This window comes from Pseudomonas sp. FFUP_PS_473, assembly GCF_002858665.1.
Lineage (GTDB): Bacteria > Pseudomonadota > Gammaproteobacteria > Pseudomonadales > Pseudomonadaceae > Aquipseudomonas > Aquipseudomonas defluvii.
In genome coordinates, this window is sequence record NZ_PJQQ01000007.1 from 174641 (window position 1) to 188484 (window position 13844).

Consider the following 13844-nt stretch of genomic DNA (forward strand, 5'->3'; position numbering starts at 1 on the left):
CGTCCTTTTTTAGTTAACTGACCTGTCACGAGGAACCTACATGCCTGTCGTTGTCGAAGCCGTGCGTACACCGAGCCAACAAGACCGGCTGGACCTGGCGAAGATCTACGCCGATGCACCTGCCGATCTGTTTGCCCCTGGCGAAACCGCCGAAGCCTGGTTGGCCGCAGCCTTGGCCGACGGCAGCCTGATCGCAGCGCGGTTCAACGATCGTCTGCTAGGCGCTGCCCGCCTTACGCCTCAGCATGACGTCTGGCGCCTGTCGCACTTGTGCGTGCGCAGCGTGACGCGTCGACGCGGGGTGGGCCTGCGACTGGTCAGCGAAGCACAGCGTATGGCCCGCGAAGCCGGGCAAACACTGCGCTTGCAGGCCATGACCAAGTGCGTGGCCATTCAGGCGCTGGCAAGCCAACTCGATCTACCGCTGGAGCTGTCCGCAACCGTATAACGCTGGGGCACGCACTTAAACCGGCAACCAAATGCGCAGCGCTATACTCTGCGGCTGAATTTTCTAAAAATCGGACTACAAGGACTCGCCCATGAAAGCGTTCGGCAAAATCCTGGGGCTGGTAATTCTCGGGTTGTTGCTGATCATTGTGGCTCTGGGCTTCGCCCTGACCCACCTCTTCGATCCCAACGACTACAAAGACGAGATTCGCCAGCTGGCTCGCGACAAGGCCAACATTGAGCTGACCCTCAACGGCGACATCGGCTGGAGCCTGTTCCCCTGGCTGGGCCTGGAACTGCACGACGCCAGCATCGCGACCCTGAACACCCCGAAAACCCCGTTCGCCGACCTGAAGATGCTTGGCCTTTCCGTGCGCGTGCTGCCCCTGCTGCGCCGCGAAGTACAAATGAGCGATGTCCGGGTCGAAGGGTTGAACCTGACCCTGGCCCGTGACGAAAACGGCCATGGCAACTGGGAAGACTTCGGCAAGCCATTGCCAGGCACCACCCCTGCCACAACCACGACGCCCGCTACTACGGCTACACCGGCACCGGCCGAAACCAGCCAGGCGACCACGGCCAACGAGCGCCCGGTCAAGCTGGACATCGACAGCCTCACCGTAAACAACGCCCGTGTGCAGTACAGCGATGCACGCAACGGCCAGACCTTCAATGCCGACAGCATCCAACTGAGTACGGGGGCGGTGCATGAAGGGGTCGACATCCCGCTGAAACTCACCGCATTCCTCAGCGTCGGCCAGCCGGTGCTGCGCGCCCGCACCGAGCTGAACGGTGAACTGCGCTTTGACCGCGCCCTCAAGCGCTACCAGCTCGAAGACATGAAACTCACCGGTGAAGCCTCCGGCGAGCCGCTGCAGGGCAAGACCATGACCTTTGCCGCCCAGGGCCAATTGCTGGTTGACCTGGCCGCCAATGTCGCCGAATGGAACAGCCTGAAGGTGTCCGCCAACCAACTGCGCGCCCTCGGCGAGCTGAACCTGCGCGACCTGGACAAGGCACCGAAAATCACTGGCGGCCTGTCCATCGCCCAGCTCAACCTGCGGACCTTCCTCGACAGCATCGGCTACCCCCTGCCAGCGATGGCCGACACCACCGCCCTGAGCAAATTCGAACTGGTCAGCCGCCTGCAAGGCAGCAGCACCAGCCTGGCCCTGGAAGACCTGACGGTAAAACTCGACGACAGCACCTTCAGCGGTCGGGTAGCCATCGACGACTTCGCCAAACAGGCCCTGCGCCTGCAGCTCAAGGCCGACAAGTTCGATGCGGACCGCTACCTGCCGACTAAAAGCGAAACCGCCGCCAGTGCCAGCGCCGCACGCAAGGCCGAGGTCAAAGGCAAGGAAGCCGGCGCACTCGCCGGTGGAGGCACCACGCCGTTGCCGGACGCGCCGACTCAAGTGGCCTGGAGCAGTGACACCCTGCTGCCCGTGGAGCGCCTGCGCCAACTCGACCTGCAAGCCGACCTGAACTTCGGACTGCTGACCCTGAAAAAACTGCCGATCGAAGACGCCAGCCTCAAAGCTAGCGGCCAGGGCGGCTTGCTCACCCTGGAAACCCTGCGCGGCGGCCTGTACAACGGCGACTTCGAGAGCAAGGGCAAGCTCGACGTGCGCCCGGCGATCCCGCAAATCGGCCTGAACACGCAGATCAACCGGGTACCCGTGGAACACTTCATCAAGGGCGAGGACGACAGCTCGCCGCTCAAGGGCCTGCTCGACCTCACGAGCGACCTGACCGCCAGCGGCAACAGCCAGAAAGCGCTGATCGACACCCTCAACGGCAACGCCAGCTTCGCCATCAACAACGGCGTGCTGGTCAATGCCAACCTTGAACAACAACTCTGCCAAGGGATCGCCACACTCAACCGCAAGGCATTGAGTGGCGAGCCTCGCGGCAAGGACACCCCATTCGAGGAACTCAAAGGCAGCCTGGTACTGCGCAATGGCGTGGCCAGCAACCCGGACCTGAAAGTGCGGATTCCTGGCCTGACCGTCAACGGTGCCGGCGACCTCGACCTGCGGGTGTTGGGCATGGACTACCGCGTTGGCGTGATCATCGAAGGTGACAAGCGCGACATGCCCGACCCGGCCTGCCAGGTCAATTCACGCTACGTCGGCCTTGAGTGGCCACTGCATTGCCGTGGCCCGCTGGAGCTGGGCGCCAAGGCCTGCCGTGTCGACAAGGACGGCCTGGGCAAGGTGGCGGCGAAGCTGGCCGGTGACAAACTCAGCGAAAAGATCAACGAAAAGTTAGGCGATAAGGTATCTCCAGAATTGAAAGACGCACTCAAGGGGCTGTTCAAGCAATGAGTCCCGAGCAGTTCTCCAGTGCCGTACTGGAGTGGTACGACCAACACGGCCGCCACGACCTGCCCTGGCAACAGGGCATCACCCCCTATCGGGTGTGGGTGTCGGAAATCATGCTGCAGCAGACCCAGGTGAGCACCGTGCTCAACTACTTCGGGCGCTTCATGGACGCTCTGCCGACCGTTGAAGCGCTGGCCGCAGCAGAGGAAGACGAAGTGCTGCACCTGTGGACGGGCCTGGGCTACTACACCCGCGCCCGCAACCTGCAGAAAACCGCGAAGATCGTTGTCGAGCAGTACGCCGGCGAGTTTCCCCGAGACGTGGAAAAACTCACCGACTTGCCCGGTATCGGCCTGTCCACGGCCGGCGCCATTGCCAGCATCAGCATGGGCCTGCGCGCGCCGATCCTCGACGGCAACGTGAAACGGGTACTGGCCCGCTACAGTGCCCAGGAGGGCTACCCCGGCGAACCGAAGGTGGCCAAGGCGCTGTGGGCCACCGCCGAGCGTTTTACCCCGCATAGCCGGGTGAACCACTACACCCAGGCGATGATGGACCTGGGCGCCACCCTGTGTACCCGCAGCAAGCCCAGTTGCCTGCTCTGCCCGCTCAAACGCGGCTGTGAAGCGCACCTGCTCGGCCAGGAAACCCGCTACCCGCTGCCCAAGCCGCGCAAAGCCCTGCCAAAGCGCAGTACGCTGATGCCCCTGCTGGCCAACCGTGAAGGCGCGATCCTGCTTTATCGCCGGCCCTCCAGCGGCCTCTGGGGCGGGCTCTGGAGCCTGCCCGAGCTCGATACCCTGGCCGACCTTGAGCACCTTGCCGAACAGCACCAGTTGACCCTGGACAGCCGTCAGGCACTGAGCGGCCTGACCCACACCTTCAGCCACTTCCAGTTGGCCATCGAACCCTGGCTGGTGCGCGTCGACAGCCGCGGCGAGCACGTGGCCGAGGCCGACTGGCTCTGGTATAACCTCGCCACCCCGCCGCGCCTGGGCCTTGCCGCCCCGGTGAAAAAGCTGCTCAAACGCGCAGCCGATGCCTTGAATTCAGGAGAGTCGTCATGACCCGTACCGTAATGTGCCGCAAGTACAAAGAAGAACTGCCAGGCCTGGAGCGCCAACCCTACCCAGGCGCCAAGGGCGAAGACATCTTCAACCACATCTCGCAGAAAGCCTGGGCCGACTGGCAGAAACACCAGACCATGCTGATCAACGAGAAGCGCCTGAACATGATGAACGCCGAAGACCGCAAGTACCTGCAGGGCGAGATGGACAAGTTCTTCTCCGGCGAGGACTACGCCAAGGCCGAAGGCTACGTTCCACCGGCCGAATAACCCCGTAAAATCGTAAGCGACGGTATTAATTAAAAAATTTTTCAAAACTTGCTTGACCTAAGTCCGAAAAAGCCTTTTAATGCGCCCCGTTGCCCAGATAGCTCAGTCGGTAGAGCAGGGGATTGAAAATCCCCGTGTCGGCGGTTCGATTCCGTCTCTGGGCACCATCATTCAGTTCAGATGGTGCCAGCATCATCTGAAACATCAAAAAACCCGCCTAGTGCGGGTTTTTTGTTTTCCGGGGTTTAATCACCTTGCGGCAAAGCGACGCCCTATTGATAAGAGTCAATGTGCCATCACTTTTGGATCCCTAAAATGCTTTTAGACATCCGAGAGAGAACACAGGTCTCCCATGAGCGAAGAATCAACCGCCCACCCCCTTCCCAACGCCTTGCCTGAAAGCACCACGCCAACCGCAACGCTCAGCACCAGCAAAAGCGCCCCGCGCAAAGCCACTGCACCACGCACCCGCCGAGCACGCAGCACCAGCAAACCGGTCGCCGTGAAAAACCTTGAAGCCGAAATCAGCACGGCCAGCCAGCAGCCCATGGCCCTGCAAGTAATTTCCGCGCCCCATGGTTCGAACGAAGACAGCTCCTCGGCGAAGCTGCCGGCCCGCTACCCGTACCGCAACCGCATGCGCCGCCTCGAATACGAAAAGGCCAAGCACGAGTTGCAGATCGAACTGCTCAAGGTGCAGAACTGGGTCAAGGAAACCGGGCAACGGATCGTCGTGCTTTTTGAAGGCCGTGATGCGGCGGGCAAAGGCGGCACCATCAAACGCTTCATGGAGCACCTGAACCCGCGTGGCGCGCGAATCGTCGCCCTGGAGAAGCCTTCCGAGCAGGAAAAAGGCCAGTGGTACTTCCAGCGCTACATCCAGCACCTGCCCACGGCGGGTGAAATGGTCTTCTTCGACCGCTCCTGGTACAACCGCGCTGGCGTCGAGCGGGTGATGGAATTCTGCACCCCGCTGCAGTACCTGGAATTCATGCGCCAGGCGCCGGACCTTGAGCGCATGCTCTGCAACAGCGGCATCCTGCTGTTCAAGTACTGGTTCTCAGTGGACCGCGAAGAACAACTGCGACGCTTCATCTCGCGCCGCGACGACCCGCTCAAGCACTGGAAACTCTCGCCCATCGACATCAAGTCGCTGGACCGCTGGGACGACTACACCGCGGCCAAGGAAGCCATGTTCTTCCACACCGACACTGCCGATGCCCCCTGGACCGTGATCAAGTCGGATGACAAGAAGCGCGCGCGCCTTAACTGCATTCGCCACTTCCTGCACTCACTCGACTACCCGGGCAAGAACCTGAAAGTCGCCCACCAGCCGGACCCACTACTGGTCGACCGTGCTTCACGGGTGATCGAGGAAGACGAAAGAGCGACCACCGAACACCGGATTGAGCCGAGCACCCAGCCACTGTCATTGCCTGCCTGAGCCACCCGCCGCCCACCACAACGCACCAGACGCAGCTTGGGTTTCCTGACCAACTGCGTTTCAATAGCCGGACGCATCAGCTTATTTCAAGGATTTCATCGATGGCCTCCAGCAGCAAACAACAGAAACGCGCCAAACGCGCCGCCAACAAGGCCCGGGAAAACCGAATGGTGCGCAGTGGGCAGGCGGTCAAGAGCTCGTCGGACGCCTCCAGCGTGGGTGTTGAGCAGGTATTCAACAAGGCCATGAACTCGGGCAGCTACAACGCCCTGTTCGAAAAAATGAAACAAGCCCAGGCGCAAGACAACGGCCTGCAGGCAATGATCGCGGTGTTCCTCGTCGACCCGTTGCTGGCCCTGGTGCTCAAGGGGCACAAGGAAGAGCAATCGACCGACTACATCGTCATGGTCTTCTGCGCCTACCGCAAATGGCTCGACGATGCCGACGAAGCCACCGCCATGGCCTGGCTGGAGAGCGACGAATTCCAGGAAGCCTATGTCGCTGCCTCGGAAGCCGTCTCGAAAGTACAAAAGCGCCCGGCATAACAGGGCTGCAGCTCATCCTGTAGGAGCCGGGCTTGCCCGCGATAGGGTCAGTGGGGTGTCAGTGAGTTCGCGGTGCCTGCATCGCGGGCAAGACCCGCTCCCACAGTAGCAAAAAGGCCGCTACCCGAAAGGGAGCGGCCTTTTTGCTCAACAGCCTTGTATCAGTTGTTCAGTACGGCGGCACGCCCAGCGGCCAGGGCCTTGTGCTTGCGCGCCGTCAGCAGGCCCGCAGCGACCACGGCGATGGTCAGCAGGCCAGTCGCGATGATCTCCACCCGATGGTCCGGGCGAATCAGCATGACCGTCAGGATGCCAACGATGAACAGGATGGTCGCCCAGGTCAGGCCCGGGAACAGCCACATCTTGAAGACGATCTTCTCACCACGGGCCATGCGCTGACGACGCATGCGCAGTTGCGAGATGGCAATCACCAGGTACACCAGCAGCGCAATAGCGCCAGAGCTGGCCAGCAGGAACTCGAACACCGCCGCCGGCGCGACATAGTTGGCGAACACGGCCAGGAACGCAGCAGCAGTCGACAACAGCACCGCCCAGTGCGGCGTGCCGCTGGCGTTGGTGCGCTGGGCAATTGCCGGGGCATCACCACGCTTGCTGAGGGAGAACAGCATGCGCGAAGAGGTGTACAGCGCCGAGTTCAGGCAGCTGGTTACTGCGATCAACACGACGATGTCGACGATCACCTTGGCATTCGGCACGCCGATCAGGTTCAACACCGTCTGGTACGAACCGACTTCTGCCAGCGGGCCATGGTTCCACGGCACCAGTGCCACGACGATAAAGATCGAAACAAGGTAGAACAGGCAAATCCGCCAGATGACCGAGTTGGTCGCCTTGGTGATCTGCTTGCAAGGGTCTTTCGATTCGGCCGCGGCAATGGTGACAATCTCAGTACCCATGAACGAGAACATGGTGGTCAGCATGGCTGCCAGCACCGCCCCCATCCCGTTAGGCATGAAGCCCTGGGTATCGAACAGGTGGCTGACACCACTGACCTGGCTGTTCGGCATGAAACCGAAGATCGCCGCCAGCCCGAGAATGATGAAGCCGATGATCGCCACCACCTTCATCAAGGCGAACCAGAACTCGAACTCGCCGTAGTTCTTCACGCTGAACAGGTTGGTTGCGGTCAGCAACAGGGTAATGATCAGGGTAAAGGCCCAAATCGCAATATCAGGGAACCAGGCGTGCAAAATGGTCGCGGCGGCGTTGGCCTCCAACGGGATCACCAACACCCAGAACCACCAGTACAACCAGCCGATGGTGAAACCGGCCCAGTGGCCGATGGCCTTGTCGGCGTAGGTGGAGAAAGAACCGGTATCCGGCGACGCCACGGCCATTTCAGCCAACATGCGCATCACCAGTACCACCAGCGTACCGGCAGCGGCATAGGCCAGCAGCACGGCAGGGCCGGCTTCGGCGATGGCATGGCCGGAGCCGACGAACAAACCGGCACCGATTACACCCGCGATGGACAGCATGGTGACATGCCGTTGCTTGAGCCCCTGAGCGAGGTCATTGGAGTTGTGCGTACCGCTCATAACACTACCTATAGCGAGGAATGGGCGCTCTAATCCTGAATCACACCCTTCGTAAAGAAAGACTGATACGTCCTGTTACCCATGCCTTGAGCAAGAACTGCGCCAAAATTTTTCAGCAGTTGCTCCGCATTCAGCACAACCCCCTACAACGAGCCTTGCGGGCCTTTTGGCCAAAGGCTGGCCAAAAGGCCATTATTCAAGGGCATCGCACCTCAGATTACCGAAATACTCAGTTACACATACATGCAGGTGCACCGAAATCGGCCAGTGGTAACACCCCTGCACATTTTTTGCGCAATAAAAGTGCAACCCGGAAGTGCAACCCACAGGCAGCCCAGAGGGCACAGGACTAAATACGGCTTCCCAGTACCGGCCAAAACTGGCACCATCGCGCCTTTTTTCATCAAGGCTCCGGCCCTGGAAATGGGAGCAGGCGGACATTGGCGCGACAGTCCGCTGCAACGATGCGACACCTGCCCTCACCCCAGCCGATTGCCCCGCCCGACGCTGTTGGCGGCCGTCAGAACGCTATGCTAGCGTGGCGCCAAGCCAGGAAGGCCTACAACAGCAGGAGCGCATCAGAACTCATGAGGACCGCACATGGCCCAGGCCACGCCCGCGCTTGAAATCCGCAACCTGCACAAACGCTACGGTGACGTGGAGATACTCAAGGGTATTTCGCTGACCGCACGCGACGGCGACGTGATCTCGATTCTGGGGTCTTCGGGTTCAGGCAAGTCCACCCTGCTGCGCTGCATCAACCTGCTGGAAAACCCGCATCAAGGCCAAATCCTCGTCGCGGGTGAAGAGCTGCGCCTGAAGGCCGCGAAAAACGGCGAGCTGATCGCCGCCGACAACAAGCAGATCAATCGCCTGCGCAGCGAGATCGGCTTCGTCTTCCAGAACTTCAACCTCTGGCCGCACATGACCATCCTCGACAACATCATCGAGGCGCCCCGTCGCGTGCTGGGCCAGAGCAAGGCCGAAGCCATCGAGACCGCCGAAGCACTGCTGGACAAGGTCGGCATTCACCACAAGCGCCACGCCTACCCCGCCGAGTTGTCTGGCGGGCAACAACAGCGGGCCGCCATCGCCCGGACCCTGGCCATGCAACCCAAGGTCATCCTGTTTGACGAGCCCACCTCGGCACTGGACCCGGAAATGGTCCAGGAAGTGCTCAACGTGATCCGTGCGCTGGCCGAAGAAGGGCGAACCATGCTACTGGTTACTCACGAAATGGGCTTTGCCCGCCAGGTGTCCAGCGAAGTGATCTTCCTGCACCAAGGCCTGATCGAAGAGCAAGGATCGCCGCAGCAGGTTTTTGAAAACCCGAACTCGGCGCGCTGCAAACAATTCATGTCCAGCAACCGCTAACGGAGCAACACGCATGCAGAGCTATAAGAAATTCCTCCTGGCCGCTGCCGCCACGCTGGTGTTTTCGGCCAATGCCATGGCTGCTGAAAAACTGAAGATGGGCATCGAGGCGGCCTACCCGCCGTTCAACAACAAGGATGCCAGCGGCCAGGTCGTCGGCTTCGACAAAGACATCGGCGACGCCCTGTGCGCCAAGATGAAAGTCGAATGCGACGTCGTCACCTCGGACTGGGACGGCATCATCCCGGCCCTGAACGCCAAGAAGTTCGACTTCCTGATCTCCTCGCTGTCGATCACCGACGAGCGCAAGCAGGCCGTTGACTTCACCGACCGCTACTACTCGAACAAACTGCAGTTCATCGCCCCGAAAAACGTCGACTTCAAAACCGACAAGGCCTCGCTCAAAGGCAAGGTGATCGGTACCCAGCGCGCCACCCTCGCCGGCACCTGGCTGGAAGACAACTACGGCAGCGACATCGACATCAAGCTCTACGACACCCAGGAAAACGCCTACCTGGACCTGACCTCCGGCCGGGTCGACGCGATCCTCGCCGACAAGTACGTCAACTATGACTGGCTGAAAACCGACGCTGGCAAGAACTACGAGTTCAAGGGCGACCCGGTGGTCGAGAGTGACGAAGTCGGTATCGCCGTGCGTAAAGGCGACCCACTGCGTGAGAAGCTGAATGCTGCGCTGAAAGAAATCATCGCCGACGGCACGTACAAGAAGATCAACGACAAGTACTTCCCGTTCAGTATCTACTGATCCGCCCGACCGGCACCGCCCTGGCGGCGGTGCCCGTCCCTTGAACAAACCTGCCCATGAATATCGACCTCTACGGATTCGGCCCGGCACTTGCTGCCGGTACCTTGATGACCGTCAAACTGGCGTTGTGTGCCCTGGCACTGGGGCTGGTCCTGGGCCTGCTCGGCGCCCTGGCCAAAACCTCGCCATACAAACCCCTGCAATGGCTCGGTGGTTTCTACTCCACACTGGTACGTGGCGTACCTGAACTGCTGTGGGTACTGTTGATCTACTTCGGCACCGTCAGCCTGATGAACCGGCTGGGCGAAGCCCTGAACATCCCTGGCCTGGAGCTCAACGCCTTCGCCGCCGGCGTCATCGCCCTGGGCCTGTGCTTCGGCGCCTATGCCACGGAAGTCTTCCGTGGTGCGATCCTGGCAATCCCCAAGGGCCACCGTGAAGCAGGCCTGGCCCTGGGCCTGTCCAAGGGCCGGATCTTCTCGAAACTGATCCTGCCGCAAATGTGGCGCATCGCCCTGCCCGGCCTGGGCAACCTGTTCATGATCCTGATGAAAGACACCGCGCTGGTCTCGGTGATCGGCCTGGAAGAAATCATGCGTCACTCGCAGATCGCCGTGACGGTCAGTAAACAGCCGTTCACCTTCTATATGGTTGCCGCCTTCATCTACCTGGGCCTGACCATCATCGCCATGACCGGCATGCACTTCATGGAAAAACGCGCCGCACGCGGCTTCGCGAGGGCCAACCAATGAACTGGGAAGTCATCATCAAGTGGCTGCCACGCCTGGCCCAAGGCGCCACGCTCACCCTGGAACTGGTCGCCATCGCGGTGATCGCCGGGCTGATCCTGGCCATCCCGCTGGGCATCGCCCGCTCGTCGCGGCACTGGTATGTACGTGCCGTGCCCTTCAGCTACATCTTCTTCTTCCGTGGCACCCCGCTGCTGGTGCAGCTATTCCTGGTGTACTACGGCCTGGCCCAGTTCGACGCCGTGCGCAGCAGCGCCCTGTGGCCGTACCTGCGTGACCCGTTCTGGTGTACGGTGCTGACCATGACCCTGCACACCGCCGCCTACATCGCCGAGATCCTGCGCGGTGCGCTGCAGGCCATCCCACGGGGCGAGATCGAAGCGGCACGGGCGCTGGGCATGTCCAAGGCCAAGGCGCTGTTCTACATCATGCTGCCGCGTGCCGCACGGATCGGCCTGCCGGCCTACAGCAACGAAGTGATCCTGATGCTCAAGGCCAGTGCCCTGGCCAGTACCGTCACCCTGCTGGAACTCACCGGCATGGCGCGTACCATCATCGCCCGCACCTACCTGCCGGTAGAGATCTTCTTCGCGGCCGGGCTGTTCTACCTGCTGATCTCCTTCCTGCTGGTAAACGGCTTCAAGCTGCTCGAACGCTGGCTGCGAGTCGATGCCTGCCAAGGCCGCTGAACCGGCAAGCGGGGCCGCCTCCGGCCCCGCTGCTGCCCTGGCTGACGCGCACCTGCTCAGCCGCTTCCAGGCCCTTGACCACTTCCTGCTGCAACACCAGGCACTCTGGCGCCCGCGCCCGTTCACCGAACGCCAGTTGCCGTGGGAAACCGAGCACCCGGCCCTGGCCCAATGGCTGCGCCAACGCACACTGAGCGACGCCGAAGCCGCCCATAATCACCCGGAAACACTCGACGCACCGGCGCCTTATCCACAGCTGGCGGCACAGGCCGCGCAACTGGCGGCGGTCGGCGAACTGCCCGTAATCGCCATCACCCCGGCCCCGCCGCGGCTGAACGTCGACGTGCCGGGGCGCAAATGGCAGCAGATCGAAGCCTTCGCCAGCCACCTGGGCTTTACCCACACCCCGCGTCACTGGCTCGACTGGTGCGCGGGCAAAGGCCACCTGGGCCGCCGCCTGCTGCACAACGACCAGCACCTGACCTGCCTGGAATACGACCCGGCCCTGGTACAAGCCGGCCAAGCGCTTAGCCAACACCACGGCCTGAACGCCGAACACCGCCTGCAGGATGTGCTGGCCGACAACACCGCCCAGCAACTCAGCCCACAACACACCCCTGTGGCCCTGCACGCCTGCGGCGACCTGCACGTACGCTTGATACAACTGGCCAGCGCCCGTGGCTGCAACCAACTGGCCATTGCCCCGTGCTGCTACAACCGCACCCAAGGCCCGCTCTACCAACCCCTGTCGAGTGCAGCCCAGGCCTCGGCGCTGCAACTGAGCCTCGACGACCTCGGCCTGCCGCTGAGCGAAACCGTCACCGCTGGCGCCCGGGTACGCCGCCAACGCGACCTGTCCATGGCCCGCCGCCTCGGCTTCGACCTGCTGCAACGCCAACAGCGCGGCATCGACGCCTACCTGCCTACCCCGTCACTGCCCAGCAGTTGGCTAGACAAGCCCTTTGCCGACTACTGCCGCGACCTCGCCGCCCTCAAAAACCTGCCCCTGCACGGCAACCCCGACTGGGATGCCCTGGAAGCCGCAGGCCAAACAAGGCTGGCCGAAGTGCGCAACCTGGAACTGCTGCGCAACCTGTTCCGCCGGCCGTTGGAACTGTGGCTGGTGCTCGACCGCGCCCTCTACCTGCAAGCCCAAGGCTACCGCGTGCAGCTCGGACAGTTCTGCGACTACGCCCTCACCCCGCGCAACCTGATGCTACTGGCCGAACGCAACCAGCAGCAGTGAACAGCCTGTGGATAACTCTGTTGATGGTTTTCCCACAAACCCCTCAAAAGCCTTGGATCCAAGGCAAAACAGCGCCTGGTCATTTTTTAGTCACACATTTTAAGCGAGAAAAAACAGCCATTTGCGCAAACACAAACGACTGTTTTAAAGGACTGGAGCGCGACAGTAACGTGACATAGCGATTGTGAATAAGGCTTTCAGCACCGCCAGATCACACGCCAAAAGCGCCAAAAACCGCCGCCGTTGCAGGGCAAAAACGGGCGGCAGAGAATGAAAGGAAAAAACCTACGCAATAAGTGCTGCAGAAGTGGTTTACATAACCAAACCGATGGCTATAATAGCGCCCCTAAGCCGGTATAGCTCAGATGGTAGAGCAACTGACTTGTAATCAGTAGGTCCCGGGTTCGATTCCTGGTGCCGGCACCATACGCAGTACCAAAGAAGGCTCACCGAAAGGTGGGCCTTTTTTGTTTCTGGCAGTTGTTCGTGCGAACTCCTTTCAGGCAGCCATCCTCTGAAGCCTTGCCTGCGATGCACACTGATTCGATCAAATGCACTGTCCTGCACAGATCCTTGGACTGCCCACCAAGGGTTGGATTTGTGTCCAATTTCTCGGGGGCAGTCCACCCTGTAGGAGCGGGCTTGCCCGCGATAGCAATCTCAACACACCACACAACTCAGACCCCGCCACAGTAAAAAGGCTACCCAAACAGCAGCCTGTTCAGTGAACTGTCATACCGTGGCGGTTATCCACATAAGCGATTGGCATCCAGCGGCTTGCTAGGTCACTTCAAGAGCGGTCGCGACCTCTTCTCTTATATGAACGGTGCGACAACTCCCCTCGTGACAAACACCAAAGTCACCCGCAACAGCGCTGCAGATGATGGTGCCGCAGACCAGGGAATGGACTGCGCCTGACTGACAGTCAGGCATCCCCCGGTCATCGCATTGCTGCTTGCACCTGGCTCAGGATCTTCAGGCGTTGGTTTAGTCAGCCAGCACTGCCTCCACCCGCCCACCGGTAACGGTGTTAAGGAGGCCAGATCATGAGATGCCCTTGCTCCCGGAATGCGATTCCCGGTCGTAAGGAGCCGCCAGTCCCGCGTAGTGGACATTCCCCACAGGTCGCAGGGGCCTTGATCCCTGATAACACTCAACATTCTTGGCGGGATGACGTGGGGTGAGGATCGGTGAACGGCAGATGAGGTGACCGACATGGCATTGGTGGGTAGACGCGATGGTCGCAATTTCGGTTACAGCCGGCAATTGAACTGAATCGCCCCTGGTTTCGTAGACACCTCCAAGCCTCATAATGAGGCCCAAATAGGAGGTGCCATGAGTCGTCAGCGTTACCCCGAAGAA

Annotated in this window: 12 protein-coding genes and 2 tRNA genes; 13 read left to right on the top strand and 1 reads right to left on the bottom strand. The window is 61.0% G+C overall.

Annotated features, from left to right (window positions below; genetic code table 11):
* Positions 1 to 40: 40 nt before the first annotated feature.
* The 7 genes from panM to CYD26_RS07225 all read left to right on the top strand — a co-directional run bounded on the left by panM (position 41) and on the right by CYD26_RS07225 (position 6099).
* On the top strand, positions 41 to 448 hold the full coding sequence (gene panM / locus CYD26_RS07195) for an aspartate 1-decarboxylase autocleavage activator PanM (protein WP_102052222.1): 408 nt from the start codon (positions 41 to 43) through the stop codon (positions 446 to 448).
* A gap of 91 nt (positions 449 to 539) precedes the next feature.
* Entirely contained in the window at positions 540 to 2777 is a 2238-nt protein-coding gene (locus CYD26_RS07200; protein WP_102052223.1) for an AsmA family protein, read from the top strand.
* Positions 2774 to 3841, top strand: a complete 1068-nt coding sequence (mutY, locus tag CYD26_RS07205; protein ID WP_102052224.1) for an A/G-specific adenine glycosylase — start codon at positions 2774 to 2776, stop codon at positions 3839 to 3841. The genes CYD26_RS07200 and mutY overlap by 4 nt, the downstream gene beginning before the upstream one ends.
* The gene (locus CYD26_RS07210) at positions 3838 to 4110 is read left to right on the top strand and encodes an oxidative damage protection protein (protein WP_065760226.1); all 273 of its coding nucleotides are present in this window, start codon (positions 3838 to 3840) and stop codon (positions 4108 to 4110) included. The genes mutY and CYD26_RS07210 overlap by 4 nt, the downstream gene beginning before the upstream one ends.
* Positions 4111 to 4201: 91 nt before the next feature.
* A tRNA-Phe gene (locus tag CYD26_RS07215) sits at positions 4202 to 4277 on the top strand.
* Positions 4278 to 4657: 380 nt separating this feature from the next.
* Positions 4658 to 5554, top strand: coding sequence for a polyphosphate kinase 2 (gene ppk2, locus CYD26_RS07220; RefSeq protein WP_176717483.1), 897 nt, complete (start codon positions 4658 to 4660; stop codon positions 5552 to 5554).
* Positions 5555 to 5655: 101 nt separating this feature from the next.
* Complete coding sequence (locus tag CYD26_RS07225) at positions 5656 to 6099, top strand: hypothetical protein (protein WP_065761809.1); 444 nt, start codon at positions 5656 to 5658, stop codon at positions 6097 to 6099.
* A gap of 161 nt (positions 6100 to 6260) precedes the next feature.
* Here the strand turns inward: CYD26_RS07225 and gabP are convergent, their stop codons facing one another.
* The gene (gene gabP, locus CYD26_RS07230) at positions 6261 to 7658 is read right to left on the bottom strand and encodes a GABA permease (protein ID WP_102052225.1); all 1398 of its coding nucleotides are present in this window, start codon (positions 7656 to 7658) and stop codon (positions 6261 to 6263) included.
* 600 nt (positions 7659 to 8258) lie between these two features.
* Between gabP and CYD26_RS07235 the strand changes: the two genes are divergently transcribed.
* The 6 genes from CYD26_RS07235 to CYD26_RS07260 all read left to right on the top strand — a co-directional run bounded on the left by CYD26_RS07235 (position 8259) and on the right by CYD26_RS07260 (position 12908).
* A complete protein-coding gene (locus CYD26_RS07235; protein ID WP_065761807.1) occupies positions 8259 to 9032 on the top strand; it encodes an ABC transporter ATP-binding protein in 774 nt (257 codons plus the stop codon).
* 13 nt (positions 9033 to 9045) lie between these two features.
* The gene (locus tag CYD26_RS07240; protein ID WP_102052226.1) at positions 9046 to 9798 is read left to right on the top strand and encodes an ABC transporter substrate-binding protein; all 753 of its coding nucleotides are present in this window, start codon (positions 9046 to 9048) and stop codon (positions 9796 to 9798) included.
* Between the two features lie 56 nt (positions 9799 to 9854).
* Entirely contained in the window at positions 9855 to 10550 is a 696-nt protein-coding gene (locus CYD26_RS07245; RefSeq protein ID WP_065761805.1) for an ABC transporter permease, read from the top strand.
* Positions 10547 to 11236: an ABC transporter permease gene (locus CYD26_RS07250; RefSeq protein ID WP_065761804.1), complete on the top strand. Its 690-nt coding sequence runs from the start codon at positions 10547 to 10549 to the stop codon at positions 11234 to 11236. Before CYD26_RS07245 ends, CYD26_RS07250 begins: the two co-directional genes overlap by 4 nt.
* Positions 11217 to 12482, top strand: coding sequence for a methyltransferase (locus tag CYD26_RS07255; protein WP_102052227.1), 1266 nt, complete (start codon positions 11217 to 11219; stop codon positions 12480 to 12482). The genes CYD26_RS07250 and CYD26_RS07255 overlap by 20 nt, the downstream gene beginning before the upstream one ends.
* Before the next feature lie 350 nt (positions 12483 to 12832).
* Positions 12833 to 12908: transfer RNA gene (locus CYD26_RS07260), tRNA-Thr, on the top strand.
* The last annotated feature ends 936 nt before the right edge of the window (positions 12909 to 13844 follow it).

Coding starts and splice junctions, on each gene's coding strand:
- panM (WP_102052222.1), top strand. CDS start 41: ATGCCTGTCGTTGTCGAAGCCGTGCGTACACCGAGCCAACAAGACCGG.
- CYD26_RS07200 (WP_102052223.1), top strand. CDS start 540: ATGAAAGCGTTCGGCAAAATCCTGGGGCTGGTAATTCTCGGGTTGTTG.
- mutY (WP_102052224.1), top strand. CDS start 2,774: ATGAGTCCCGAGCAGTTCTCCAGTGCCGTACTGGAGTGGTACGACCAA.
- CYD26_RS07210 (WP_065760226.1), top strand. CDS start 3,838: ATGACCCGTACCGTAATGTGCCGCAAGTACAAAGAAGAACTGCCAGGC.
- ppk2 (WP_176717483.1), top strand. CDS start 4,658: ATGGCCCTGCAAGTAATTTCCGCGCCCCATGGTTCGAACGAAGACAGC.
- CYD26_RS07225 (WP_065761809.1), top strand. CDS start 5,656: ATGGCCTCCAGCAGCAAACAACAGAAACGCGCCAAACGCGCCGCCAAC.
- gabP (WP_102052225.1), bottom strand. CDS start 7,658: ATGAGCGGTACGCACAACTCCAATGACCTCGCTCAGGGGCTCAAGCAA.
- CYD26_RS07235 (WP_065761807.1), top strand. CDS start 8,259: ATGGCCCAGGCCACGCCCGCGCTTGAAATCCGCAACCTGCACAAACGC.
- CYD26_RS07240 (WP_102052226.1), top strand. CDS start 9,046: ATGCAGAGCTATAAGAAATTCCTCCTGGCCGCTGCCGCCACGCTGGTG.
- CYD26_RS07245 (WP_065761805.1), top strand. CDS start 9,855: ATGAATATCGACCTCTACGGATTCGGCCCGGCACTTGCTGCCGGTACC.
- CYD26_RS07250 (WP_065761804.1), top strand. CDS start 10,547: ATGAACTGGGAAGTCATCATCAAGTGGCTGCCACGCCTGGCCCAAGGC.
- CYD26_RS07255 (WP_102052227.1), top strand. CDS start 11,217: ATGCCTGCCAAGGCCGCTGAACCGGCAAGCGGGGCCGCCTCCGGCCCC.